The following is a 25,761-nucleotide window of genomic DNA, read 5'->3' on the forward strand; positions in this document are numbered from 1 at the left end:
ATTCCTTCACCGTGACAAAACTAGTGGTCATTCGGCATAATTACTTAAATTTTGTCCAGTCTCCCATCGTCCGCTTCAAGAATGTTATGAACCCGGCTTTCTTCATATCTTCTTTAGCAGCAACAGGACTTTCAGCAAGCACTTCTCCATCCTTTTTCAGAACGAGAGTGCCAAGCTCTTGGCCTTTTTGAATCGGAGCAGTTACATTGTCATTCATTTTGATTTCTTTTTTCACATTGTTCATATCCTCGCCTTTTTTCGTCAATATTGAAATCGGCTCAGATGTAGTGAGTTCGACAAATTTTTGTTTTCCTTTTTTGACCTTTACTTTTGCTACTGTTTCATTTCGTTTATATAAAGGATGCGTTTCATATTGACTAAAAGCGAAATCAAGCATCTTTGTCACTTGCGCGTTTCTATCTTTAGGTGTGCTCGTTCCGAACACAACCGCAATGGCCCGCATGTTTCCTTTTTTAGCTGAAGCTGTCAGACAATATTTGGCCTCTCCTGTATAGCCTGTTTTTACACCGTCTACGCCAGGATAAAATTTGATAAGCCGATTCGTATTGACAAGCCAGAACTTTTTATCTGTATTTTCGCGCAGATAATCCTCATACGTACCGGTAAACTTCGTGATTGATTCGTATTTCAATAATTCCTTAGCCATGATTGCCATGTCATAAGCAGAGCTGTAATGCCCTTCCTCGGTCAGTCCGGTCGGGTTTTTGAAGGATGTGTTTTTCAAGCCAAGCTCTTTTGCTTTTTTATTCATTTTCCTAACAAATTCTTCTTCAGAGCCGGAAATGAATTCAGCCATTGCTACGGAAGCGTCATTCCCTGAAGCGATTGCGATGCCTTTCAGCATTTCTTCGACAGTCATTTCCTCACCGGGTTCAAGGAAAATCTGTGAGCCGCCCATTGAAGCCGCATGCTCGCTCGTACGGACCTTATCACTCATTTTGATTTTGCCTTCATCTAAAGCTTCCATAATCAAAAGCATCGTCATAATTTTCGTCATGCTTGCAGGCGCCAGTCTCTCATTGCTGTTCTTGTTGTAAAGCACTTTTCCTGTGTCACGTTCTATCAGCACCGCAGACTTCGCTTCATGAGCAAGCTCCGATGTACGTTTTCCGTCTTGTTTTGCAAATGCAGACGGTGCAAATGTAAGCAGCATTATACCAATCAACAAAGTGGATAAAAGACGTTTCATCTCAAAAGCCCTCCATTTCATAATCCTTTTTATTTTTTCCAAGCGGGATGGTTTTATACCCCACTGATGGAAAATGTTTCGTATCTTTTTTGGCATAAAAAAGAGAGCTGCGTCCATGGGACACAGCTCTCTTTTGATCTTGCTCTGATTCAATTTTTATTCGTACTGAGCGACAACCGCTTTCACAAGCTGCAAGAATCCAGCTTTTACTTTTTCCGTCACTTCCATTACTTCATCGTGGCTTAAAGGCTGATCCAAAATGCCGGCTGCCGCATTAGAGATGCAGGAAATGCCAAGGACACGCATTCCCGCATGATTCGCTACAATGACTTCCGGAACAGTAGACATACCGACAGCGTCAGAGCCCATTGTTCTTAAGAAACGGACTTCTGCCGGTGTTTCGTAAGAAGGTCCTGTCACAGCGGTATACACGCCTTTTTGAATTGGAATGTTAAGGTCTTTCGCAATCTTTTCAGCCAGTCCGGATAGGTCTTTGTCATAGGCTGACGACATATCTGGAAATCTGGCGCCGAAATCGGCTTCGTTTGGCCCGATCAGCGGGTTCGTTCCCATAAAGTTAATATGATCGGTAATGATCATTAAGTCTCCCGCACGGAATTCAGTGTTGACGCCGCCAGCAGCATTAGTTACGATCAACGCTTCCACGCCGAGCGCTTTCATCACGCGTACAGGGAAAGTGACTTTCTCCATTGAATAGCCCTCATAAAAATGAAAACGGCCTTGCATCGCAATGACGGAAACTCCTTCAAGAGTCCCAAGCACAAGCTGTCCGGCATGTCCTTCAACAGTGGATACCGGGAATTCAGGTATGTCCTCATATTTCAGCTTGACCGGGTTTTCGATTTCGTCTGCCAAAATGCCAAGACCTGAGCCTAGAATAAGGCCGATCTTCGGAGATTCCGGCAGGTTTTTTTTAATAAAAGCGGCTGCACGTTCGATTCTGTCTTTCAAGAAACAGTCCCCCTATTGTAATAAAGATAAAAAGCTTTTTCCGTATTTCGGTTTAGTCGTTTGGAAATTATCAGCGATCGTTGCGCCGATATCAGCAAATGTATCTGCAAGCGGCAGCATTTGCGCATTCTTATGTTTTTTGCTGTAAGCGAGAATCGGCACGTACTCGCGTGTATGATCGGTTCCATGGTGAATCGGATCATTGCCGTGGTCGGCTGTAATGATTAACAGATCGTCCTCTTTCATTTTCTCAAACACTTCCGGAAGCCGCGCATCAAATTCTTCAAGCGCGCGTCCGTATCCTTCCGGGTCACGTCGGTGTCCGAATAAAGCATCAAAATCAACAAGGTTCGCAAAGCTCAGACCTGTAAAGTCTTCTCCCAGCGTATCAATCACCTTGTCCATTCCGTCCATATTGGAAACCGTTCTCCGTGAAGAAGTAATGCCTTCTCCGTCATAAATATCAGAAATTTTTCCGATTGAGATCACATCTAAGCCGCTGTCTTTCAATTCATTCATAACAGTGCGGTCAAACGGCTTAAGTGCATAGTCATGGCGGTTTGGCGTCCGTTTGAATTGTCCGGGCTCTCCGACGAACGGCCGTGCGATAATGCGGCCTACCATATACTTCGGATCAAGCGTCAGCTCTCTCGCCGTTTCACAAATGCGGTACAGCTCTTCAAGCGGCACAACCTCTTCGTGAGCGGCAATTTGCAGAACAGAGTCAGCAGATGTGTATACAATTAAAGCCCCTGTCTCCATGTGCTCTTGTCCAAGTTCATCCAAAATCGCTGTGCCGGAGGCCGGCTTGTTTCCGATAATTTTGCGACCAGATCTCTTTTCCAGCTCCTGAAGCAGTTCATCTGGAAAGCCTTCAGGGAACACTTTAAACGGTTTATCAATGTACAAGCCCATGATCTCCCAATGGCCGGTCATCGTATCTTTGCCGTTTGACGCTTCTTGCATTTTTCCATAATACGCAAGCGGATGTTCCGTTTTTTCTACACCTTTGATATCTCCAATGAGACCAAGGCCGAGTTTTGCCATATTCGGCATATGTAATCCATTCATATGCTCGGCAATATGCCCGAGCGTATTTGCGCCTTCGTCATTAAAGTCAGCGGCATCCGGCGCTTCGCCGATTCCGACTGAATCCATTACAATTAAAAACACACGATTATATTTGTATGCAGGCATCTTGAAAGCCTCCTTTTTTTCTATACGTCTATTGTATCGCTAAGAGGTCTGACAACTCAAGTATAAACCGTTTTCATTCTCGTTGACAATGCATTCGGAAATAATGAAAAACTTCAGTATTTTCTGTCGTTCTAAACAAAAAAGCCGCAGCCACCTGCGGCTAGGCGCGCGGATGAAACTGCTTGTACACATCCTTCAGCCTTGTTTTCGTCACATGCGTATAAATTTGCGTCGTGGATATATCCGCATGGCCGAGCATTTCCTGCACCGCTCTTAAATCAGCCCCGTTCTCAAGCAGATGCGTCGCAAAGGAATGCCTGAGCGTATGCGGGGTCAGCTCTTTTTTAATCCCAGCTTCCAGCGCGATTTTCTTCAGGTTTTTCCAAAATCCCTGGCGGCTGATTTGTTTGCCGTGATGATTTAAAAAGAGAGCGTCAGACACATTGTTCTTCAGCAGTTTCCCCCTGGCTTTTGTCATATATTCCTCAATGGCAGAAGCGGCTGCTTCACCGATTGGCACAATCCGTTCTTTTCTTCCTTTCCCGAAGCAGCGGACAAAACCCATAGATAAATGAACATCTGCCGTTTTCAATTCAATCATTTCACTGACTCGTATGCCTGTCGCATAAAGCAGCTCCAGCATCGCTTTATCCCGATAGCCGAAAGGGCTCGTCAGCTTAGGCGTGTCTAATAATCGCTCGACCTCATTGAGCGCGAGCACCTTCGGAAGCGCCCGCTCGGTCTTTTGTGTTTCGATATGAACGGAAGGATCCTTGTCCGTCACCTTTTCCCTGAGCAGAAATTGGTGAAAAGAGCGAATGGATGCCAAATGCCGTGCTGAAGTCTTGCCGGATTTCCCCGAGTCCTTCAAGTGCTTTAAATATTGAATAATATGTATACGGGTTACATGATTCCAATCCGTAACATGAAGGGTTTCTGTTAAATAAAGAGAATAGCTTTTCAAGTCACGTTCATAGGATATCACCGTGTTTTGGGAAAGCCCTCTCTCTACCATGACGTAGTGGATGAAATCCTTTATTTGATCTTTCACTCTTGATCTACTCCCCGTTTTGGTAAAAAAAGATCAACCGGTCAAACCATCCGCCTTTTTCATCCTGATCCATTTCAACAACTTTTACAGCGGAGCCTTCCGGTTTATCGTACCGATGATAGTTTTCATATTCTTGATTTACCCATATCATAGCATAATAGAACAGAGCGGTAAAACCGGTAAACAGGATGAAAACTTTCAATGCATCGAGAGTTGTTTTTAGGAATCTTCCCATGTCCTAATCGATCCTTTCCCTATGGTTCCAGTTATTTAACCATATGCCAAATCAGAAAGGTTTTATACATGGAAACAGCAAAAAACCCTTTCCCCAGGAGAAAAGGTTCGCGCTCGGCACCGTCTATTCAGCATCTTTTCCGTTACAGCGGTGGCAAATGCCGTGAAACGTCAATCTATGATCTTTAATCTTAAATTTCCAATCACGTTCAATGATTTCTTCCACGTCTTCTAGTAAATCTTCTTCAATTTCATCAACGGCTCCGCACTCCATGCACACCAAGTGGTGATGAAAGTGAGCTGCACCCTCTTTACGAAGATCGTAACGGGACACGCCGTCTCCAAAGTTAATTTTATCAACGACTTTTAATTCAGTTAATAATTCAAGCGTACGGTATACTGTTGCGAGACCGATCTCAGGAGATTTCTCTTTTACGAGGAGGTATACATCTTCTGCGCTTAAATGGTCTTCTTCATTTTCAAGCAGCACTCTTACTGTCGCTTCACGCTGAGGCGTAAGTTTGTAGCTGGATGAGTGCAACTGTTTCTTAATTCGATCAATACGGTTTTCCATGTCTTTCCCTCCTACGCCGCATTCCATGACTCATTATAACAAAATACGCGCAGAGTTCCAACTATAATTATTATAAACTGATAAATAAAACGATTTTTTCTTAATAATTATTTTAAAAAAGTCTCAATGTAAGCTTTTCCATTAATACAGGAGATAAATATGCTTCAAAGAGGGATGAGATCAGCGCTAAAAACAGAATGACCAGAAGCACAAAGGCATACCGTCCGAACCAATGAATCGGCGCGTCATGCAGGCTTCGTTTAACGAACAGCTGCCTGATTAACTTTAAAGAAAACGCAATCGCACACGTGCCCATAATGAGATAAGCCGGAATAAGCAGTACATTTTGCGGCAAAACGGAGACAAAGGATAAGAAAAAACCGCTGATTCCCATCTGATTGACGAGAAATCCGACAGTAAAACCGACGACGATTCCTTTTAGAAAGATCATGATAAAAATAATCGGCATCCCAATGACGGAAATCCCCAATATCCACATCAGCCCTAAATACTTTACATTATGAAAGATACTTTGCCCAAACATATCAGATGAACTTGCCTGTTTTCCATCCGAAAGCTGTCCGAAAAATTGGCTTAAATAGTAATATAAATCTTCCTTCTGGCTGATGGTCATGCTGTTGACAATAATTGCGCCAAAAATGACACCCATGAAAAACAGCACTGAGACAAATATATAAAGAGAGAGATGATCTTTGACATGTCTGAGAAACATGTCTTTATAAGAGATTTTTCGCATACCGTTTCCTCCCGCCCGTTCTAGTGATTTGATTTAATAGATTGTATGAAAGAAACGGAAAAACATGCTCTTTTTCAAAAAGAAACGATAGAGAAGGATGCTAGGCGGCTTTTGTGGGCACAAAAAAATCCTTATCATCAAATGCTGTATGATCATAAGGATTCCTATGCTTTTTCTTATTTAAAATCTCTTTTTTGCTTTTTGTCATTCTTTCATGCGTACTGAACGATGGTGCGCTTCCTCTTGATAATAAAACGTCACGTCCGCCATTTCTCAGCAGATGCTCCCGCTTCTTTTTCGATCGGCTTTTTGCCATGCTGATCACTCCCTTATTTATTTTCACAGCAATTATAGCAAAAATGAACACATGATGAGAAAAAAACAGCACCTGTTATGCCAGGTGCTGTTTGACTTCATTTATTTAACTGCTGTAAGAGCTGCGTGCTCGACCGCAGCTGCTACCTCATGATGGACTTTTGAATCAAGCGGCTGAGGGACTACATCGCCTTGTTTTGTGCAGGCTGCGATGGCCTCTGCTGCTGCGACAAGCATATCATGATTGATCTCCTTGCTTTTTGCGTTGAGCGCTCCTCTGAAAATACCCGGGAAGCCAAGCACATTATTAACAGAACGTCCGTCCGCTGCATATGCGGCGCCAGCCTGCAGCGCGGCCTCCGGTTCAATTTCCGGCTTCGGATTTGATAAAGCCAAAATCACCTGGCCAGAGCGTACAAATGCTGGTTTTATTAACCCTGGAACTCCCGTTGTTGCAACGACAATGTCACATACTTCCATGAGCTCCTCGATGCTGGAAACTGCCTGTCCGCCGTATTGTTCGAGACGGTCCATTGCTGCCTCTGATTTGTCTGTGCCGTAAACAGCTTTCACGCCATAGGCCATAAACATCCGGCAGATGGCAACGCCTGCTGCGCCCAGACCGATTTGCCCCACTTTCGCTTCTTTCAGGTCAACACCCGCACTCCTGCATGCCGAGATGGCAGCTGCCAGCGTCACAACAGCTGTACCATGCTGATCATCGTGCATAACAGGGATGTTCAGCTCCTCTTTTAGGCGGTCCTCGATTTCGAAGCAATGCGGCGAACCGATATCCTCAAGCAGGATGCCGTTAAAACCTGGAGAAATATGCTTTACCGTTTTGATGATTTCTTCAGGGTCACTCGTATCAAGCAATATCGGAATGCCGCTAATACCCGCCAGCTGATCAAATAAAGCAGCCTTTCCTTCCATGACAGGCATGCCTGCGACAGAGCCGATATTCCCAAGACCGAGAATTGCCGTTCCATCTGTCACAATCGCAACAGAGTTGCTGATCGTTGTATAAATAGAAGCTTTTTCAGGTTCTTTTTCAATCAGACGGCACACGTCTGCAACACCTGGTGTATAGACACGCCCGAGCTCTGCCAATGAACGGATCGGCATTTTGCTTTTCATTTGGATTTTTCCGCCTTCATGTGCGGACAGGACTTCATCAGATACGGTGTGAAGCCTGATCCCTTCTCCCAGGGCCTGTACAGCCGCGATCACTTCCTGAAGCTGTTCTTCATTCTCCACTTGAACGGTAATATTCCGCATTGTGTAATTGGGTCCGACTTTTACCGTCTCCACTTCACCAATATCCCCGCCCAGAAGGCCGATTGCCGTAGCCACCCTTCCAAGATTTCCGGGAACCGAAGGCGTTTCGATCATCAGTGTCCGAATCATGTGTTTCGCTATCATTCAGTGATCCTCCCCTATTAGCCTAGTTTTTCGGCTTTAACTGTATTGTTTTTCGTATACCATATAAATTTTCCTGTATAACCATAGATAATTGCAAGACCTATTGCAACAAAACTGAGCCACATAAACGGCAGATAAGAGAAGGTAGAAACACCTAAAATACCAGCCATGTAAATACCGTTATCAGACCAAGGAACCATACCTGAAGTCAATGTTCCCCCGACCTCTGCATTACGCGACAACACTCTTCTGTCCAGATGTAATCGATCATAGCTGTCTTCCATAATCTTCGGAGTCAAAATAAGGGATACATACATCGCACAGCCGAAGATGTTCGCTAAAAACGCTACAATCAGCGTAGACAAAGTGACATTGCCCGGTGATGTTAATTTCTTTTCAAACATAGAGACAATGACTTTTAGCACGCCGAGTTTCTCAAGCAGTCCGCCAAAACCAAGGCCAAAGATAATCACGACGAGAGAATCAAGCATACCGACAATTCCTCCGCGGTTTAACAGGCCGTTCAAAAATTCAACATCTGTTTTAATAGAAAATCCGTTGTACGCTGTAGCAATCGCATCGGCAATATTCATGCCTTGGAAAACAGCTGCCCAGATTGCGCCAAGCAAAGCACCGATCACGATAACCGGCATAGACGGCTTTTTCAGCGCCAATAAGACAATGACGACAACAGCCGGGATCAGCATCCAAATATGAATGTCAAACGTATTTTGCAAAGATGATTTCAAGAATTCCACTTTGTCAAGATCAATATTTTTTCCGCCGTACATAAATCCAACAACTGTAAAGAGAATAGCTGTAATCACATATGCAGGTATTGATAAATAAAGCATCGCTCTCACGTGAGCCAATACATCGACTTTTGATAGTGAAGAAGCCAGAACTGTACTGTCAGACAGCGGAGACAGCTTGTCCCCGAAATAAGCGCCGGAAAGAATAGCTCCCGCCACAAGAGGAAGCGGAATTCCCAATCCTTCTCCAATTGCGATCATGGCGATGCCGGCAGTTCCGACTGTTCCCCAAGACGTTCCTGTAGCTACAGACATGATTGAACAAATAATTAACGTGGCCAGTAAAAAGATACTAGGGTGAATAAATTCTAATCCGTAATAAATCAGTGTCGGCACAACGCCTCCGGCAATCCATGTTCCAATGAGCGCCCCCACTGAAACGAGAATCAGAACGGCTTCAAGGCCGTTTGATATTCCATGCAGAATTGCATTTTGCATATCTTTATAAGAATAACCGAGTCTGATACCGAGAATCATTGCAATAAACCAGGAAATGAAGAGCGCAAGCTGTATCGGCAAGTCTAAAAAGACTGTAAACGACATGACAAGTGCTAAAAATGATCCTAGTACAATAATAATTTCGAATAGTGTTGGCAGTCTTACATCCTTCAAAAGAAGTCCCCCTTCATGTAAAAAGCTAAAACGCTTTCAATAAATAGTACAACACGTATACTATACTTCCTCATCCCTATGTTGTAAACAGCTTATTCATCCGACTATCCGGAGATGAATAAGCTGTATTTTGTTCAAATTTTATTTTTCTAATAGTTCTTTCCCTGCAATCCCTGGTTTTGTCATCTCATATGGATTTAAAATAATATCCAATTCTTCTTCTGTCAGCACATCATGCTGCAGGCAAAGATCACGGACTGATTGGCCTGTCATAATCGCTTCCCTTGCGATTCGGGCAGCCGCTTCATATCCAAGATGCGGATTGACTGCAGTGATCACTCCTGCGCTTTTTTCCACGTATTGCTTCAAGCGTTTTTCGTTGGCCTCGATGCCTTTTAAGCAATAGTCAGTGAACGAACGGAAGCCGTTGTTCATGATGCTGATGGATTGAAGCAAATTAAAGACAAGCACTGGCTCCATGACGTTCAATTCAAGCTGGCCGGCTTCAGAAGCAAGGCAGATAGTATTGTCATTTCCAATGACCTGGAACGCAATTTGGTTGATCAGCTCCGCCATCACCGGATTGACTTTGCCCGGCATAATGGATGATCCCGGCTGACGTGCTGGCAGAGTAATTTCCGCAAGTCCGGCGCGCGGGCCTGATGCCATTAAGCGAAGGTCGTTTGCGATCTTCGACATGTTCATCATGCAGACTTTTAATGCTGCTGATACCTCTGTATAGGCATCCGTATTTTGTGTGGCATCAACAAGATGATCAGCTCCGACAAGAGGAAGCCCGCTGATATCAGCAAGGTGCTTCACAACCTGTTTGATATATTCAGGATCTGCGTTCAGGCCTGTACCGACAGCAGTTGCGCCCATGTTGACTTCATACAGGTGCTGGCGCGATTGCTTGATCCGTTTAATATCACGCTCCAGAACACGGCTGTACGCTTCGAATTCCTGGCCAAGACGAATCGGAACAGCGTCTTGCAGGTGTGTCCGTCCCATTTTTATAACAGAATCAAACTCCTGTGCTTTTTGTTTGAACACACTATGCATGTCTTCCATTGTTTTCAGCAGTTTTTCCAAGAGATTCAATGTGGAAATATGAATCGCAGTCGGGAACACATCGTTTGTCGACTGTGACATATTCACATGTGTGTTTGGGCTTAAATGGATATAGTCTCCCTTTTTATGCCCCATGATTTCAAGCGCCCGGTTTCCGATAACCTCATTCGCATTCATGTTCATAGAAGTTCCGGCACCGCCCTGAATCGGATCAACGATAAACTGATCGTGCCATTTGCCTTCCAGAATCTCGTCAGCGGCTTGTACGATAGCTTGGCCAATTCCTTCATACAGCCGTTTCACGTCCATGTTGGCAAGAGCCGCAGCTTTTTTTACAATCGCCAGCGCGTTAATCATTTCTTCATGGATCTTGTATCCCGTAATCGGGAAGTTTTCAGAAGCACGGAGCGTCTGGATTCCGTAATAAACATCTGCTTCAATTTGTTTTTCCCCAAGGAAGTCTTTTTCCACGCGGTATTCTTTTTGGCCGTTTAACATAATCTTTAACCTACTTTCTCTTTGTTGGTTATCGTTTCTGACATTTTACAGGACAACGTCATCAGCAATCGGCGTTTCCATAATTCTCTTGACGACAGGAAGATCCGAAGACTGGCCGAGTGCCCACATCAATTTTGGCACGATTGCTTCTGTGTTCATATTTCTGGATCGGATAATTAAGTCTTGGTTGACTCTGCGGCCGACCTCGTAAATGCTCATGTCTTCCCCTTCTTCCAGACATTGAGTCGTGATCACGACGACGATGCCGCTTTCAATCAGCTCATTCACTTTTGACAAAATGTCTCTGCCTTCAAACGGCACGCCTCCGCTGCCATAGCTCTCAATGACAATTCCTTTGTACATGCTTTTCAGAGCATCAAACATTTCAGGCTTTAAGCCCGGATGCAGCTTCAGCAGACATACATCTGTGCATAGTGAAGTATCAACTGTGAAAGTGTCATTCTCAGGTTCCGTTACTTGTTTGTTGTATTCGATCCCGTCTTCATTGATAAAAGCGATATATGGGTAATTGATGCTTTCAAATGCGTCGTAGCTTTTCGTTCTTAATTTGATCGCACGCGTTCCTTGAATGACTCTGCCGTCAAACACAACATATACGCCGCCCACGCCTTCACAGGCAAAGCGAATGGCGTCTGTGATATTTTTTTTGGCGTCCGTTTTTTGGAACGTGATCGGGATCTGCGAGCCAGTGATGACAATCGGTTTTTTGGCATGCTGCAGCATATACGATAATGCGGCAGATGTGTAGGCCATTGTATCTGTACCGTGAGTAATAACAAATCCGTCATAGGCATCATAATTTTCCTTAACGGCATCTGCTATTTCCACCCAGTATTCAGGCTGCATATTGGTGCTGTCTATATTCATAAGCGACTGAGTTTCCATCGTGTAATCGTTATCAAGTTTTGATACGTAACTTAATAATTCATCAGCCTTGACTCCGGGAGCCAGCCCATTTTCCCCTTCAACTGAAGCAATCGTTCCCCCAGTTGTCAACATCAATAATTTTTTCATACCATGCACCTCTTCACTGTATCTAAAGATGGGTTGCGAGAAGGTATTCGCTTTTCGCATACTTTTAATGCAATTATAGACACGGAAAATAAAATACGCAAGACATTATTATTCAATTCGCGTACACTTCCTAATACCTATATGATATAATCAGCTCAAGGTGAAAAAGGAGCGGAAGTTCATGAATCTAGATCGTTTAACTGAATTGAGAAAAAAGAAAAATTGGTCGCTTCAATATACAGCTGACCTTCTGGGTATCGCAAAAAGCACATATGCCGGCTACGAGTCAGGGTACCGCCGGCCTTCGCTTGAGGCACTTGCCATGCTGGCTGATCTCTTTGACACAACGTGTGATGAACTTTTGGGCCGCGAGAAACAAAAGCAGACTGCCCCTCAGACCATTGAATTGACCACGTGGAGCAGTCTTGACTTTCACATTTCTGTTGATGGCAAGCCGCTGAGTGAAGACGAAATCATCCAGCTGATCACCTTTATCCGGACAAAAAGAAAAGTACAGGAGGAACTGAGTTAATTTTTAACTCACGGTTTAATTTTTCCGTAAGTTCCTCCTCCTCCGGCTTTCAATTCCAGCTTTCCGGATCTCGCTTTTACAATAAGCGCCGCGGTTTTCGGCGGGACAACGCGAGCCAAATCTTCTTCTGCAGCCTCATGAAGAACAGCCATTTCTGTTCCGAAGGCTTTTTTTAGTTTGTCCAGCGTTTTCGGACCGACACCCGGAACAAATTGCAGCGGAATCTGATGAACATATCGCGGACGCGAGACGCGAACTTCAGCCTGATCACTCAATTCACGCAATCTTTCGCTGACTCCCTTGGTAAATCTGGAATTTCCGCAATTCGCGCACGCCGTTTCCCCGCTCACCGCAGGTTCTCCGCACGCTTCACAAGCCGTCTGATAATATTTCCCCAGTAACGGGTCCAAGCCGTAATTTGCGGCAATTGTTCTGTCACCCTGTCCTCTTAATGCAAGAGCAAATTCAGTAAAATCAGCTGACTGTACATATAGTTCATTATATTCTCTGCCGATTTTCCCTAACGAATGCGCATCAGAATTTGTTAAAAAAGGATACTGATTCAATTCAGATACGTGGGAAGCCATGTCTGTATCACAGCTTAACCCAAGCTCCACCGCATCTATCATAGAGGGATCAAAAACCTCGGTTAAGCTTGATTTAACCCCTTTTCCATATAAGCTTTTATGCGGTGTAAAGATATGGGCGGGGATAAACAGCCCGCCCATTTCCTTCACTTTTTTTTGCAGGTTCAAGCCCGTTTCATATATCCGCTGCGAGCTTAAATGAATATTTTTCAGCCGCGCTGACAGCCAGTTTGAAAATTGTTTCATATCAGCCAGCGTCGGCAAAAAGACGAGCACATGGATTGGCCCGCTGCAGGCTTCATCATAGATCTCCAGCTCGCTCCCCATCAAAAGAGTCGTGCTGCGGTAGCGAATCCCACCGCCGTCAAGCTCGCGATATTTTCCGGATGAAATGCCTTCCTCAAGCTCCAGGATGACTTCCGGAGAATGACAGTCGATAATACCAAGAAGTTCAATCCCTTTATGTTCACTGGCTTCAACCAAAATTCGGTCCAGCGTCAGTGTTTTGGCGCCTGTTATTTTGACAGCCCTTCCCGTAAAGGTCCGGCCGATATGAATGTGCAAGTCCGTGTAAATCTTTTTCATTTTTGTGCTTGGAGCGCTTCTTTCAGTTGAAGATACTGAATCGCATAGGCTGTTTTAGCATCATATACTTCACGCGATTCAACCAGCTTCAGCGCCTCTTCAAGCGTCACCTCCATCACTTCAACAAACTCGTCCTCATCAAGCTCCCGTTTTTCTTCGAGTGCAGAAAGCTCTTCAGCAAGAAACACGTGAACGATTTCATCAGCAAAGCCAGGCGAAGTATAAAACGCAGTGATTTTTGTCAGTTTTTTCGCTGTATAACCCGTTTCCTCTTCAAGCTCCCGAAGTGCCGTATACTCCGGCTCCTCCCCTTTTTCAAGCTTGCCGGCCGGAATTTCAACGATCGTCCGCTCAAGCGGCTTACGGAATTGTTTCACCATGACGATTTTCCCTTCATCCGTAACAGCTAATATCGCTACAGCTCCAGGGTGTTTCACAATTTCACGTTTACTCGCTTTGCCGTTTGGCAATTCGACGTCCTCTACATAAAGATCAATGACTTTACCTGAAAAAATTTGTTCTTTGGCAATTGTTTTTTCTTCTAATGGTTTCATTTCTCCATCTCCCGTTCTGTCTCTATATGATGCCCCATACATTTTATCATACTAGAGAAAAGGGGGCTTCTTCTTGAAAGTGCATCGTATGGCAAAAGGTGTTATCTTAGTCGGAAAAGCATGGGAGATTCGGGCAAAGTTAAAGGAGTACGGACGCACATTCCAATATGTGAAAGATTGGGTCTCTAAGCCGTAAAAGTTGAAACTTAAGCTCCTTTATATTACGGTCAATACAAAGCCTAAAAAAAGGAGTGTGCACATGAGAAAGCGCAAACTGGGTACATCTGATTTAGAAATAAGCGAAGTCGGACTCGGCTGTATGTCTCTTGGAACTGACAAAAACAAAGCCTTGTCCATCCTGGATGAAGCCATCGAGCTTGGGATCAACTATTTGGACACAGCAGATTTGTATGATCGCGGACGCAACGAAGAAATCGTCGGTGATGCGATCCAAAACAGACGCCAGGATATTATTTTGGCAACGAAAGCGGGAAACCGCTGGAATGACGAAAGCGAAGGCTGGTATTGGGACCCTTCAAAAGCTTACATAAAAGAAGCAGTAAAAAAGAGCCTTGCGCGGCTGAAAACGGATTATATCGACCTTTATCAGCTTCACGGCGGGACGATAGAGGACAACATTGATGAAACAATTGAAGCGTTTGAGGAATTAAAACAAGAAGGCGTGATCCGTTACTACGGCATTTCTTCCATCCGCCCGAATGTGATTAAAGAATATGTGAAAAAATCAAACATCGTCAGTATTATGATGCAATACAGCCTGTTTGACAGACGCCCCGAGGAGTGGCTTTCACTTTTAGACGAACACCACATCAGCGTAGTCGCCAGAGGCCCGGTTGCCAAAGGGCTCTTAACTGAAAAACCGCTTGATCAAGCGGCAGACAGCATGAAACAAAACGGGTACTTGTCCTATTCATTTGAGGAATTGACAAATGCCCGCAAGGCGATGGAGAATGTTGCTTCCGATCTTTCCATGACAGAAAAATCACTGCAGTATCTATTAGCACAGCCGGCTGTCGCCTCAGTAATTACAGGCGCCAGTAAGATTGAGCAGTTACGGGAAAACGCTCAGGCTGCAAACGCACGGCGTTTAAGCGAAGAGGAAATCAAAGCGCTCCAATCTCATACGAAACAAGACGTTTACGAAGCGCACCGCTCATAACAGAAAAACCAGCACCCTGTATGGGTGCTGGTTTATTTATATTGATGCCAATCCATTTGGCTTTCATTAAGGAGTTCTTCAAAGCTTTTGTTTTTTTCGATCTCTTTTTTCTTTCTGATCTGTTCTGCTTTTTCTCTTTCCTGCCTCTTTTCATCCTCTTCCTTCAATTGGCTCTTCATCTCCATCAGCTTTGCTTTGATGTCGGATTGAAGGTCGTCTTTTAACTGGTGTTTGTCAGCGGATTTTTGTTTTTTCATGTACGCTTCCCCCGTATTTTGTTTTGAGGCCAGTTTATCACGGAGCATAGAGACTGAACAAGCGGACTCTCTTCTGAAAACTTTTTTGATCAGCACAGCACTGTTTAGGTATAATGATTTCAAATATAAATTTCCTGTATTTAGTTGAAAGGTGCTGTGACTTTTGAAGAAAATCCTTTTGGCCATTGGCGCTCTCTTAACCGCTGTTATTGCAATCGGAGTTGTTTTTTCAAATATAATTCTGTTTATCAGGAAAAAGACAGATGAAGACATTATCAAAAGAGAGACAGACGACGGACATGATGTGTTTGAATCATTTGAACGAATGGAGAAGACCGCTTTTGTGATACCATCCGCTTACGGGTATGATATAAAAGGATACCATGTCGCACCGCATGACACACCAAACACCATCATCATCTGTCACGGGGTGACGATGAATGTGCTGAATTCTCTTAAATATATGCATTTATTTCTTGATCTCGGCTGGAATGTGATTGTTTATGACCATCGCCGGCACGGACAAAGCGGCGGAAAGACGACTAGCTACGGGTTTTATGAAAAGGATGATCTCAGCGAGGTTGTCAGCTGGGTCAAGAACAAAACAGATCATCGCGGATTGATCGGAATTCACGGCGAATCAATGGGAGCTGCAACTGCCCTGCTTTACGCTGGTGAACACTGTGATGATGGGGCTGATTTTTATATTGCCGATTGCCCATTCGCACGTTTTGATGAACAGCTTGCCTATCGGCTGAAAGCGGAATACAGGCTCCCGGCTTGGCCGCTGCTCCCCATCACCGACTTCTTTTTAAAGCTGAGGGGCGGCTATCGCGCACGCGAAGTTTCTCCGCTTGCTGTCATTGATAAAATTGAAAAACCGGTCCTCTTTATTCACAGTAAGGATGATGAATATATTCCGGTTTCTTCAACCGAACGGTTGTATGAAAAGAAACCCGGACTGAAGACGCTGTATATTGCCGAGAACGGCGAACACGCCATGTCGTATACAAAAAACCGGGACACATACCGAAAAACGGTGAAGGAGTTTTTAGATAAAATGAAAGATTCAACAGAATAAAAAAGCGAAAGGCCCCTTCGGCTCTTTCGCTTTTTCCATTTCATAAAACGTCGGTAATACCATCCATATTTTCTCTAATCCATTCAATCGCAAGATCTATCGTTGTAAACTCCTGCGTTTCGAATGTCATTTCATCCTGCAATAGCCAAACATCTTTCTTGATGGATTCTGCTCCTCCGATTGACCAGTGGAGCAAGGTATAAGGATGGTTTTGATTCAGGAAGGATACCCACGTTTTATTCTGTGCTGTGTTCTTCATTGACTTCAGCTTTTGTTCCACGTTTCGTGTCTCCCTACTTTACTAATATGCTCATTCTGGGGCTGAGCATTTCAGCCGGGCTTTTCAGCGCCAGCGTTTTGGCTTTTTCATTGTAATCGATCGTCATTTGATCGTCAAAAAACACTTTTTGCGACGATTGGATATAAAGCGGAATGCCGTTCGTTTCCAGCTGCTCGCACTGTCCTGTTAATTCTTCTGCCAGCCAGATTGTCGGTACACCGCTTACCGCGCAGCCGCATCCTTCTGCATCGTAACGAAGCTGGGCTTTTTTTCCCGGGTTGGCGTCAAACGCCTGCTGCAGTGCCTGTTTTGCTGCATCTGTCACATGTATGTTCATAAGGTGAGACCCCCGTTTTCATCATTTTCGCTATTGTAGCATACAACGCTTCCATTCGCATTGTTTCTGCCCTCTTTCCAGCGCTTCGCATTTTCTTCTGCAGTCTTGATCCAATCATCTTTCCCTTGTATGTACTGATGGATGCTGTCCGGATGCTGGGCCGCTAGCCGTTTTTTGAGAACGGCGTATTCTTTCGCTATTTCTGGATGAGCTCTGAGATAATCTCTGAATAATAGGTGCCTTTCAATTGCAGGATTCCCCTTTTCGTACATATGGACATGATGAGTGCGTTTATTTCCGCCCTTTTGGAAATAACGCCTGCCAGCTATGCCGTTTTCTCCCTTCGGTGTATAGCCGATTGACTTCATTTGTGTATCATATTGGCTCACAGCTTCAATGCTTCTGACTTCAATTAACATATCAATGATTGGCTTTGCCGCCATATCCGGTATCGATGTGCTTCCGATATGATGAACAGCAATGATCTCCGGTCCGAACACAAGCTTCAGCCGCCCCTTTTCTTCACTGAAAAGTTCCGCCCATTTTTCATTGTAGTGAACGACTTTAACATTTCTTTTCGGATACAAATAAAAGACAGACAGCAAAAGATCCTCCGTCGCTTTCACAGTTTCGACCTTTTGAAATCCCGCCTGTGTATAGAGCGACACGGCTGGTTTATTTTTCTCGGCTGTGACTACCTCGATTTTCTCAGCGTCTTCGTTTTGAGCAATGACAAATTGCAGAAGTGCTCGTCCAATCCCTTTTCTGAAACCGTCGGGATGCACAACAAGCCTGCAAATCGTTAGATGATGCATGTTTTTCTCATATGAAATGACACCGATCAGTCTGCCGTCTTTCCGATATCCCGCAAACTGTTCATGAGATGCTTGAATATCCTTTGCCTTCTCTTGTAAGGCGGGAATACCGTCAAAACCGATTAGCTCTGCTTCTTTTATGTAGGCGGGCTGCTGTACGGCAATAATCTCACGCGCTGTGATGTCTTCCTTATGCTGAAGAAATTCAATCATTCGTGATCTCCTGAAAACAGCCGCTGCCTCTCGACTTTTGTGACGCGGACTGCATACGACTCGTACCAAACGCTTTTTCCTTTTTCTTTTGCCGCTTGATGTTCAGTGTGATGCTTCCAGTGGTTAATTGCATTCATACTGTCCCAGTAGGAAACCGTTATGCCTCTTCCATCCGCTTCACGAACGCTTTCGACGCCTAAAAATCCGGGCTGACCCGCCGCAAGTGATACCATCCGTTCCGCTGTTTCTCCATATCCTGTATCATTTTCACTTTTGACAGAAGAAAAAATGACCGCATAGTAAGGAGGCTCAGGTGTTTTTGATAAAAAATCCATCATATTTCCCCCCTCATATGGTTTTGACAAACAGTACCCTGTCTTGGCCCGGGCCATCGTAGTTTGCAAACACTGAGATGCCATTTACCGTTTTGGTGCCCTTTTCAATGTCAAAACCCAATTTTGTGTGATACGCGATTGATACCTTATTCACCGGTGAAGTGACGCACTTTACCCGGGTGCAGCCTCTTTGTTTTACTGTTTCAATAAATACATCGTATAATTGTTTACCAATTTGCATTTTTCTGAAATCCGGATGCACACCGGAAAAATGGATGTATGCCGTTCCAGGGTCCGATTGCGATTGAAATCCGATTAAAAATCCGGTCATGCTGTTATGTTCAGATGTGATAAAGCTTGTGTCCTGAAAATGCTCAAAAAATAATCTCGGCAATTTTTCTTTCAGCTGTCTGCCGCCCCACCATTCATTCATTACAGACGTTACCATTTCATAATCTGAAGACGTGATTGTTCGAATATCCATTACGATTTGATCTCCCTCCGTCTGGCAAAACGAATGTCAGCTCTTTTTTTCTCACAATATAAAAATTATATTTTGCCTGACTGGAATTGTAAATGCCTTCTTTCCTGCATCATACGTTTCCAGACTGCCGAGGGAACAATGTTTGATATTTTTACACATATTTCTCCCCCCCAGTGCAGGAGGGAGAGACTTCACAGCACAATATCAAGCACTTGATCAAGCTTCAGCTTATACAGCTGATCCTCGTCTCCTTTTATCCATACTGTTTTTTCAAACTCTTCATACCGGCAGATTTTTCCGGTGCAGCGGACAATTTCACCGTCCTGAAAGCAGCTGACAGTGATATCCTGAGCAAACTCCATCGCGGCGCAAAGCGTTTGATTCATCTCCTCCAGCTTATCAGGATCAAGGATCGGCTTTGGCAGCTTCTGTTTATGGCGCTTTCTCTCAAGCAGGCTTTGTTTATGTTCCGGCAGAAACATCCTGCTTCCTTCCCACAGCAGGTTGCCTCTTTTTAAATGGTCGTTCATTTATAGTGACCTCCTATTTTAGCCGCACGTTCAAATGCCTGGCCTGCCGCTGTCAGTGACGCCGCCCGGATGATGGCTGTGTCGCCGAACCGGTTCTTAATGCCGTCCATCACATAGCCGAGGTTCATTTTCTTTGCATAATCCTGAAATAAATTGAGCTGCCATATGTCATCAGATGAGAGCTGAGACAGATTGACCCCGAGGCGGCGGACAGGCTTCCCGTCCCAAAACGTAAGAAACAGCCGGCATACAGCCTCATATACATCCTGCGTAGAATTAGTCGGCTCCGCCAGCTTCACTTGCCGGTTGAAGCCCGTCGGCCAATCAAAATCAGCCCCCCGGCAGCTCACTGATACCGTCTGCCCCATTACTCCGGCGTTTCGGCTTCGCCTGCACACTTCTTCACTCAGCTCCAGCAGCACGACTTTGATTTCTTTGTCAAAGTGTTCGTAGTCTTTTGGGAGAGTCATTCCATGGCCAATCGCCTTTTGCCCGTCCAGAGATGAAGTTGATACAGGGGAATAGTCGATCCCGTTCGCCGTCATCCACAGCACGTGGCCGTTAATGCCCCATTTCTTTTTTAAAAGATCGAGCGGAAAAGCCGCGAGCCCGCCGATCGTACTGATGCCCATTCGGTTTAAATGATGCTTCATTCGGCTCCCGACGCCAAACATGCTGCCCACCGGGAGCGGCCACATATCAGTTTTCATATTTTCTTTCGTTAAGGTAAAAATACCGTTCTTATTCTTTTTGGCAAAATTGTCGCACGCGATTTTGGCTAGCGCTTTGTTAGGGCCGATTCCGACCCGCGCATAAACGCCGATCTCCCGCATGATTCTGCCCTGAATGCTTGTCGCGATCTCCTCCGGCGTCCCAAACAGCTTCTGGCTGCCTGTAATGTCCATGAATTGTTCATCGATGGAATACGGCTCCACAAGGTCTGTATATTCCTCTAAAATGGCCGTGATTTGCAGTGATACATCAATGTACCGCTGCATACGGGGCCGGAGCACAACAGCTTCAGGGCACTTTTCCTGCGCCTCCCACAGCCGCGAAGCATTCGCCACCCCCTTTTGTTTCGCCAGCGGGCAGGCAGCCAATACGACTCCGCCCCTTCTTTCAGGATCACCCGAAACAATGACGGGCCTATTTTTCAAATGTGGATTTTCCGCTTTCTCTACAGATGCATAAAACGATTGCATGTCAACGAGAAAAATCACTTTTTCTTTCATCATATACACCTCTAAAAAGAACTTACGTTCGCCTTTTCTATTATATGCGAAAATATGTTCGTTTTATACTGGTAAATGATTCTTGTCTGACAGAAAATATGATCCAAGGGTGTGAGAGAAGAAAAACATTTAGTAGAATAAAAGCGAAGCATAAGGATAGGAGAGTCATAATGGAGAAATTTGTTGAAAAAATGATGGGGCAGGCACTGCGTCAATACGGCAGAAATGTTGCCATAGATCCGTTAAGCCCGTACGAAAAACAAAGCCTGAAAGCCGCCTTAGAAGAGAGACGGAATGAAGAACCCGATGAGGATCTGCATGCACATATAGAAGATATCATTTATGACTATGTCACAAATCAAGGACTGTTCTCTTAAACGCTGGTCAAAAGAAAACAGAGGCGCACAGCGCCCCAATCAGACTGTCAGTTCTTTCAGCCGCTGATGCGGCTTCCCTTTGAAAACACCGCCGTGATAACAAATAACAGTCTCAAGCGTGTCATACTGCAGAAGGGCTTGCAAAGAAAAGCAGGCTTTTCTCACGCTCCATAGATTGATATGGCCTGACAATCCCCGGCGTAAAAATCACCCGAATGCCCTTCAAAATAAGGCAGCCGCTCCAGTTCGCGTATATCTTGATCTCATGTCCGGCATCACTGAGCATTTTCGGAACTTGATCCACATCATGATGGGTTAAAATCACTGCCTTTAATGTTTCAAACGGACCTCCGTATTCTTCCATGCCCTGCCGAATCGTTTTAAAATGTCTAGCATTCCAGCATCAATTCATATTGTCCTTTTACCCCAGATAAGCGTCAGACATATCGTCATTTTCCTTCCGAATGCTTTAACCTCAATTTCAATGATGTCCACACATGGTAAAATGTCAATAACAAAATATTTTGAATTCTCTATTGGAGAAGGGAATTTTTTCATATATGATAGGAAAAGATTCTTACATACAGGAGAGAATACGATTTATGAAGAAATGGAAAAATATCCACCCGATCAGCTGGACAATTATAATCGGAACCATTTTCGGCAGAATGGCCACATCGATGAGTATCCCTTTTTTAGCGATTTATTTAACAGCCATCCAGGGCGCATCAGCGTCCTATGCAGGGCTGGTCATTGCCGCAAGCTCATCAGTCGGCATCCTTGCAAGCTTTTACGGCGGATATATCTCGGACAAATTTGGCAGAAAAAACATGATGCTTGTGTCCATTTTCGGCTGGATGCTGGTATTTGCAGGATTTGCGGCGGCATCTCATCTCTGGGTGTTTTTTGTGGTAAACGCATTAAACGGTCTTTGCAAATCACTGTTTGAGCCAACTTCAAAGGCTTTGCTGTCTGATATGGCAGAAGAAAAAAACAGACTGCTTGTTTTTAATTTACGCTATGCAGCTATTAATATCGGCGTTGTCTTCGGACCGGTACTCGGCCTGTATTTCGGCTCATCTCAATCGACCGCACCCTTTTTGGTGCCCGCAGTCATTTACGGACTATACGGACTCGTGCTTGCCATCCAATTTAAAAAACATCCATCCTCATCAGCATCAGGCCAATCCCGAAATATGAGCGTGCGGTAAGCATTTATGGTGACGCAAAAGGATCATCTTTTTACAATTGCTTTGGTCGGCATTACACTATGCACCTTTGGCTACTCACAATTCAGTTCAACATTTCCGCAGTATATGGCGCAGAACCCCTTGATCGGCAATGGAACGAAGCTGTACGGGTTGATGCTGACATTAAACGCAATCGTTGTGTTGGCAACGCAGTTTCCCATCGTCCATTTTGCAAAACGTTTTTCGCCGCTTCGCTCCCTGATGCTCGGTAATGTGATGGTTAGTGTCAGCATGGCCATTTTCACCATATCACACGGTGTTTCATCCCTTGTTATAATCGTGGTTACATTTACAATCGGCGAAGTGCTTTTATTCTCTATGATGGATTTGTTTGTAGACCAGATTGCAAAACCAGGATTAAAAGGCACTTATTTCGGGGCAATCGGTTTTTCACAGCTCGGAAACGTCATCGGCCCCTGGGTCGGGGGTATATGTATAGACCTATTTGGCGCTGGCCGGCCGATTTTTATTTTTTCTGTCCTGAGCGGCATCACCCTGCTCGGCCTGCCATTTTTAGCGTTTGCCTATCGGCAGATGAAAACGGAAATGACAAAACACCGGTCCGCGCTGGAAAAGCCGCTTTAAACAAAAAAACGGGAGAGAACCAATCTCTCCCGCAAAAATGAGGTGATGCACATGAATATAGGTGATGTGATGTTTCAGTTTTTCGTATTTATCGTGTTTGCCGCTGTCATCTTTGCAGCTGTTACAGGCTTCAAGTATGCGAAGAACCGAAAAGCGCAGCTGGATCGCATTGAGAAAAAGCTTAACAGCCTGCCCGAAGATCACGATTAACCGCTTGGGGCAGTGAGCTCTACCTTAATCCGATCCGGCCTTTTTGAAACTCTTTATAGCCAAGTTCTTTTAAGAACCATCCCCAAAACCGTCGAGACGTTTCCAAATCAGAGACATACAGTTCAATATAATGCACGATATCATACCCGCCTTACCAGCACTTCTTCAACCTTATGCCCGTCTCCCTTACGCAAAATGAGATCTGACCTGAATTTAGTCGGCAAGATATTTTCATATAAATTCGGCCGGTTGACACTCTCCCAAATCGAGGCCGCCATCTCGTCAGCCTCCTGATCAGACAAGTCTTTAAATTTATGAAAATAAGAATCGGGATTTTGAAAAGCTGTTTCCCGAAGCAGACGAAAACGCTCTAAATACCAAGTGAAAATCCGGCTTTCTTCCGCATCCACATAAATCGAAAAATCAAAGAAATCGGAAACAAAAATACGCGGATTTTCCCGGTCATCCTCCAAGGTGGGCGACTGAAGAACATTAATACCTTCAATAATCACAATATCGGCCTGCTCCACAACCTCGAACATACCTTCCTCGCGGTCATAGGTGAGATGGGAATACACCGGAGCCTTTACTCTGTCTTTTCCTGATTTTAAGTCATTCAAAAATTCGAGCAGCGCCTTTACGTCATAGCTTTCGGGAAACCCTTTTCGTGACATCATATTTTTCTTTTTCAGCTCGGCAGTAGGAAATAAAAAACCATCTGTCGTGATAAGGCTCACTTTAGGACGATCCGGCAAACGCGAAAGCAGCTTCTGCAATATCCGCGCCGTCGTGCTTTTCCCGACTGCCACACTGCCGGCGATGCCGATAATAAACGGAATTTTGGCTGAATGAGGGTGCTTTAAAAAAACATTGACATGCTTATTGCGTTCGGCCGCAGACTTAACATGCAAATGAAGCAGGCGAACAAGCGGAATATAGATCGTTTCCACTTCTTCAACAGATAGATAATCATTCAGCCCTTCCACGGCTTTTGCCTCTTCTTCAGAAACAGCAATCGACAAATGTCCCCCAAAACCAGACCAAGACTCACGATTGTGCTTTGTATATAAAGTATGTAAGTTAAGCTCTTTATTTTTCACTGTTTACACCTGACTCTCTGAAGGTTAAAACCCTTACAAAGATTGTAACGGAAAACCCTTTCACTGTCTGCTTATTTTTTCAGCAAATCCGCACCGATTCGGTTATACGCGGCCATTTCTTCTTTTGGAACCATGCTCCCTCCCGTTCCCCAGACGACATGTACGGCATGTTCCATGTTATATTTCTGACTATAGCGCCTTCCCTCTTCTGTCGAAAAAAGCTGAATCGGCCCGAACATGCCGGCAAGACCAGAGGGCTCTAAATATTTATTTTCAGATACAGCCAGCATATGAAGCAAGGTATAAAGCGTATTGTCCTTTACCGTATAACAGCCGCTCAGAAGAGGTTCGATCAGCTTGCCGACAAATCCTGACGGCCTCCCTACGGCAAGCCCGTCAGCAGCCGTCCGATTATCCAGGCCGATATCCTGGACAGAAATCTTCTCGTGAAGGCCGGAATAAAGCCCCAACAGCATACACGGTGAATGAGTCGGCTCCCCGAAAAACACATGAACATGGTCTCCATATAAAAGCTTCAGCCCGAATGCCACACCACCCGGCCCTCCGCCGACGCCGCACGGCAGATACACAAACAGCGGCGTCTCAAGACTCGGTTGTATATTCATACAGTCAAGCTGGGTTTTTAATCGGCTTGCAGCAACAGCATATCCTAAGAACAGCTGACGGGAATGTTCATCATCAATGAAATAACAAAATGGATCTTGTTCCGCCTGCCGTCTCCCTTCTTTCACCGCTTCACTGTAATCTGATTCATACTCCATGACGGTGACACCCTTTTGGCGAAGGAGATCCTTTTTCCACTGCTTAGCATCGGCGGACATATGCACTGTCACACGAAACCCGAGTTTGGCACCGATGATGCCGATGCTTAACCCCAGATTTCCTGTCGAACCGACAGCAATCGAATAGCGCGAGAAAAACGCGGCAAACCGCTCTTCATGTAAGATGCGGTAATCATCGGTTTCCTGAAGCATTCCTTCTTGAAGTGCCAGCTTTTCAGCATGCTTCAGTACTTCATAAATCCCGCCCCGCGCTTTAATCGATCCTGAAATCGGAAGCTCATGGTCGCACTTTAAAAGCCATCTTCCCGGAAATGGCTGCTGGTATGCCGCTTCCAGATTTTCCTTCATATGCTGCATCTCAAAAAGCGGAGACTCGATCATTCCTTTGGCATCTTTCGTCTCAGGAAACACCTCAGCAATATAAGGAGCAAACCGCCGCAGCCTTTTTTCCGCCTCTGCTATCTCACTTCCCCACTCATCTGCATCGAATAACGGGCCCTCTTTCTTGCCCGGATTTGCCCAGAATACAGGCTCTGCATTAATCAGTTTCTGAATAAACGGATCTTTGAGCAGAACATGAAGGGCTTCTTGATTGATTGACATCCAATGGTTTCTCCCTTCCTCTATAAAAACTGCCTGTGACTATGCCAACAAACCAACTCGCTACAGGCAGT

General features: G+C 44.8%; 30 protein-coding genes and 3 pseudogenes. 7 read left to right on the forward strand and 26 right to left on the reverse strand.

The window, feature by feature from the left end; genetic code table 11:
• Positions 1-40: 40 nt before the first annotated feature.
• From dacF to ansA, 12 genes are all read right to left on the reverse strand, one after another.
• The gene (gene dacF / locus M1M80_RS12010) at positions 41-1,210 is read right to left on the reverse strand and encodes a D-alanyl-D-alanine carboxypeptidase DacF (protein WP_060398951.1); all 1,170 of its coding nucleotides are present in this window, start codon (positions 1,208-1,210) and stop codon (positions 41-43) included.
• 156 nt (positions 1,211-1,366) lie between these two features.
• Positions 1,367-2,182, reverse strand: coding sequence for a purine nucleoside phosphorylase I, inosine and guanosine-specific (locus M1M80_RS12015; protein ID WP_060398952.1), 816 nt, complete (start codon positions 2,180-2,182; stop codon positions 1,367-1,369).
• A 12-nt stretch (positions 2,183-2,194) separates the two neighbouring features.
• Positions 2,195-3,379: a phosphopentomutase gene (deoB, locus tag M1M80_RS12020; RefSeq protein WP_060398953.1), complete on the reverse strand. Its 1,185-nt coding sequence runs from the start codon at positions 3,377-3,379 to the stop codon at positions 2,195-2,197.
• 160 nt (positions 3,380-3,539) lie between these two features.
• A complete protein-coding gene (gene xerD / locus M1M80_RS12025; RefSeq protein WP_060398954.1) occupies positions 3,540-4,430 on the reverse strand; it encodes a site-specific tyrosine recombinase XerD in 891 nt (296 codons plus the stop codon).
• A 7-nt stretch (positions 4,431-4,437) separates the two neighbouring features.
• Entirely contained in the window at positions 4,438-4,665 is a 228-nt protein-coding gene (locus M1M80_RS12030) for a YqzK family protein (RefSeq protein WP_003236745.1), read from the reverse strand.
• A gap of 123 nt (positions 4,666-4,788) precedes the next feature.
• Positions 4,789-5,238: a ferric iron uptake transcriptional regulator gene (gene fur / locus M1M80_RS12035; protein ID WP_003236746.1), complete on the reverse strand. Its 450-nt coding sequence runs from the start codon at positions 5,236-5,238 to the stop codon at positions 4,789-4,791.
• A 112-nt stretch (positions 5,239-5,350) separates the two neighbouring features.
• On the reverse strand, positions 5,351-5,995 hold the full coding sequence (spoIIM, locus tag M1M80_RS12040) for a stage II sporulation protein M (protein ID WP_060398955.1): 645 nt from the start codon (positions 5,993-5,995) through the stop codon (positions 5,351-5,353).
• Between the two features lie 100 nt (positions 5,996-6,095).
• On the reverse strand, positions 6,096-6,311 hold the full coding sequence (locus M1M80_RS12045) for a hypothetical protein (RefSeq protein ID WP_060398956.1): 216 nt from the start codon (positions 6,309-6,311) through the stop codon (positions 6,096-6,098).
• Positions 6,312-6,412: 101 nt separating this feature from the next.
• Positions 6,413-7,732: an NAD-dependent malic enzyme gene (locus tag M1M80_RS12050; protein ID WP_003236751.1), complete on the reverse strand. Its 1,320-nt coding sequence runs from the start codon at positions 7,730-7,732 to the stop codon at positions 6,413-6,415.
• A 17-nt stretch (positions 7,733-7,749) separates the two neighbouring features.
• The gene (gene mleN / locus M1M80_RS12055) at positions 7,750-9,156 is read right to left on the reverse strand and encodes a malate-H+/Na+-lactate antiporter MleN (protein ID WP_060398957.1); all 1,407 of its coding nucleotides are present in this window, start codon (positions 9,154-9,156) and stop codon (positions 7,750-7,752) included.
• Between the two features lie 141 nt (positions 9,157-9,297).
• The gene (gene aspA, locus M1M80_RS12060) at positions 9,298-10,725 is read right to left on the reverse strand and encodes an aspartate ammonia-lyase (RefSeq protein ID WP_003236755.1); all 1,428 of its coding nucleotides are present in this window, start codon (positions 10,723-10,725) and stop codon (positions 9,298-9,300) included.
• A gap of 45 nt (positions 10,726-10,770) precedes the next feature.
• Positions 10,771-11,760 (reverse strand): asparaginase, encoded by a 990-nt coding sequence (ansA, locus tag M1M80_RS12065; protein WP_060398958.1) that lies wholly within the window; start codon positions 11,758-11,760, stop codon positions 10,771-10,773.
• Between the two features lie 181 nt (positions 11,761-11,941).
• Between ansA and ansR the strand changes: the two genes are divergently transcribed.
• Positions 11,942-12,292: an HTH-type transcriptional regulator AnsR gene (gene ansR / locus M1M80_RS12070; RefSeq protein WP_003236759.1), complete on the forward strand. Its 351-nt coding sequence runs from the start codon at positions 11,942-11,944 to the stop codon at positions 12,290-12,292.
• An 8-nt stretch (positions 12,293-12,300) separates the two neighbouring features.
• On the opposite strand, the gene M1M80_RS12075 is transcribed toward ansR, so the two are convergent.
• Both M1M80_RS12075 and nudF read right to left on the reverse strand, forming a co-directional pair.
• Positions 12,301-13,464 (reverse strand): TIGR00375 family protein, encoded by a 1,164-nt coding sequence (locus M1M80_RS12075; RefSeq protein WP_060398959.1) that lies wholly within the window; start codon positions 13,462-13,464, stop codon positions 12,301-12,303.
• On the reverse strand, positions 13,461-14,018 hold the full coding sequence (gene nudF, locus M1M80_RS12080; RefSeq protein ID WP_003236762.1) for an ADP-ribose pyrophosphatase: 558 nt from the start codon (positions 14,016-14,018) through the stop codon (positions 13,461-13,463). Before nudF ends, M1M80_RS12075 begins: the two co-directional genes overlap by 4 nt.
• Before the next feature lie 73 nt (positions 14,019-14,091).
• On the opposite strand from nudF, the gene mciZ reads away from it, so the two are divergent.
• Together mciZ and M1M80_RS12090 are read left to right on the forward strand one after the other, a co-directional pair.
• Positions 14,092-14,214 carry a Z-ring formation inhibitor MciZ gene (gene mciZ, locus M1M80_RS12085; protein ID WP_003236763.1) on the forward strand — a complete coding sequence of 41 codons (123 nt, stop codon included), beginning with the start codon at positions 14,092-14,094 and terminating at the stop codon, positions 14,212-14,214.
• A gap of 63 nt (positions 14,215-14,277) precedes the next feature.
• Positions 14,278-15,198: an aldo/keto reductase gene (locus tag M1M80_RS12090; RefSeq protein WP_060398960.1), complete on the forward strand. Its 921-nt coding sequence runs from the start codon at positions 14,278-14,280 to the stop codon at positions 15,196-15,198.
• Positions 15,199-15,230: 32 nt separating this feature from the next.
• Here the strand turns inward: M1M80_RS12090 and M1M80_RS12095 are convergent, their stop codons facing one another.
• On the reverse strand, positions 15,231-15,455 hold the full coding sequence (locus M1M80_RS12095) for a YqkE family protein (RefSeq protein ID WP_003236765.1): 225 nt from the start codon (positions 15,453-15,455) through the stop codon (positions 15,231-15,233).
• Positions 15,456-15,618: 163 nt separating this feature from the next.
• Here M1M80_RS12095 and M1M80_RS12100 point away from each other — a divergent pair, with 163 nt between their 5' ends.
• Positions 15,619-16,536, forward strand: a complete 918-nt coding sequence (locus tag M1M80_RS12100) for an alpha/beta hydrolase (RefSeq protein ID WP_060398961.1) — start codon at positions 15,619-15,621, stop codon at positions 16,534-16,536.
• A gap of 40 nt (positions 16,537-16,576) precedes the next feature.
• On the opposite strand, the gene M1M80_RS12105 is transcribed toward M1M80_RS12100, so the two are convergent.
• From M1M80_RS12105 to M1M80_RS12135, 7 genes and pseudogenes are all read right to left on the reverse strand, one after another.
• Positions 16,577-16,816, reverse strand: a complete 240-nt coding sequence (locus tag M1M80_RS12105; RefSeq protein ID WP_003236767.1) for a YqkC family protein — start codon at positions 16,814-16,816, stop codon at positions 16,577-16,579.
• A 13-nt stretch (positions 16,817-16,829) separates the two neighbouring features.
• On the reverse strand, positions 16,830-17,153 hold the full coding sequence (locus M1M80_RS12110; RefSeq protein WP_003226552.1) for an iron-sulfur cluster biosynthesis family protein: 324 nt from the start codon (positions 17,151-17,153) through the stop codon (positions 16,830-16,832).
• Positions 17,150-18,181: a bifunctional GNAT family N-acetyltransferase/GrpB family protein gene (locus M1M80_RS12115; protein WP_060398962.1), complete on the reverse strand. Its 1,032-nt coding sequence runs from the start codon at positions 18,179-18,181 to the stop codon at positions 17,150-17,152. Before M1M80_RS12115 ends, M1M80_RS12110 begins: the two co-directional genes overlap by 4 nt.
• Positions 18,174-18,519, reverse strand: a pseudogene (locus M1M80_RS12120) (antibiotic biosynthesis monooxygenase family protein). Before M1M80_RS12120 ends, M1M80_RS12115 begins: the two are co-directional and overlap by 8 nt.
• 10 nt (positions 18,520-18,529) lie before the next feature.
• A complete protein-coding gene (locus M1M80_RS12125; RefSeq protein WP_060398963.1) occupies positions 18,530-19,000 on the reverse strand; it encodes a GNAT family N-acetyltransferase in 471 nt (156 codons plus the stop codon).
• A gap of 191 nt (positions 19,001-19,191) precedes the next feature.
• The gene (locus M1M80_RS12130; RefSeq protein ID WP_003236771.1) at positions 19,192-19,530 is read right to left on the reverse strand and encodes a YolD-like family protein; all 339 of its coding nucleotides are present in this window, start codon (positions 19,528-19,530) and stop codon (positions 19,192-19,194) included.
• A complete protein-coding gene (locus M1M80_RS12135; RefSeq protein WP_080429031.1) occupies positions 19,527-20,765 on the reverse strand; it encodes a DNA polymerase IV in 1,239 nt (412 codons plus the stop codon). The genes M1M80_RS12130 and M1M80_RS12135 overlap by 4 nt, the downstream gene beginning before the upstream one ends.
• Positions 20,766-20,932: 167 nt before the next feature.
• Between M1M80_RS12135 and M1M80_RS12140 the strand changes: the two genes are divergently transcribed.
• Positions 20,933-21,139: a YqzH family protein gene (locus M1M80_RS12140; protein ID WP_003226541.1), complete on the forward strand. Its 207-nt coding sequence runs from the start codon at positions 20,933-20,935 to the stop codon at positions 21,137-21,139.
• A gap of 121 nt (positions 21,140-21,260) precedes the next feature.
• Here the strand turns inward: M1M80_RS12140 and M1M80_RS12145 are convergent, their stop codons facing one another.
• Entirely contained in the window at positions 21,261-21,503 is a 243-nt protein-coding gene (locus M1M80_RS12145) for a hypothetical protein (protein WP_060398965.1), read from the reverse strand.
• A 238-nt stretch (positions 21,504-21,741) separates the two neighbouring features.
• Here M1M80_RS12145 and M1M80_RS12150 point away from each other — a divergent pair.
• Both M1M80_RS12150 and M1M80_RS12155 read left to right on the forward strand, forming a co-directional pair.
• Positions 21,742-22,974 (forward strand): annotated as a pseudogene (locus tag M1M80_RS12150) (MDR family MFS transporter).
• Between the two features lie 51 nt (positions 22,975-23,025).
• Entirely contained in the window at positions 23,026-23,184 is a 159-nt protein-coding gene (locus tag M1M80_RS12155) for a hypothetical protein (protein WP_003236781.1), read from the forward strand.
• A 25-nt stretch (positions 23,185-23,209) separates the two neighbouring features.
• Here M1M80_RS12155 and M1M80_RS12160 read toward each other — a convergent pair.
• From M1M80_RS12160 to dsdA, 3 genes and pseudogenes are all read right to left on the reverse strand, one after another.
• Positions 23,210-23,320, reverse strand: a pseudogene (locus M1M80_RS12160) (VOC family protein); the annotation flags it as partial.
• Between the two features lie 4 nt (positions 23,321-23,324).
• Positions 23,325-24,284 (reverse strand): type I pantothenate kinase, encoded by a 960-nt coding sequence (gene coaA, locus M1M80_RS12165; protein ID WP_060398966.1) that lies wholly within the window; start codon positions 24,282-24,284, stop codon positions 23,325-23,327.
• A 71-nt stretch (positions 24,285-24,355) separates the two neighbouring features.
• Positions 24,356-25,690 (reverse strand): D-serine ammonia-lyase, encoded by a 1,335-nt coding sequence (gene dsdA / locus M1M80_RS12170; RefSeq protein WP_060398967.1) that lies wholly within the window; start codon positions 25,688-25,690, stop codon positions 24,356-24,358.
• Between the last annotated feature and the right edge of the window lie 71 nt (positions 25,691-25,761).

Source organism: Bacillus inaquosorum, from assembly GCF_023238325.1.
Lineage (GTDB): Bacteria > Bacillota > Bacilli > Bacillales > Bacillaceae > Bacillus > Bacillus inaquosorum.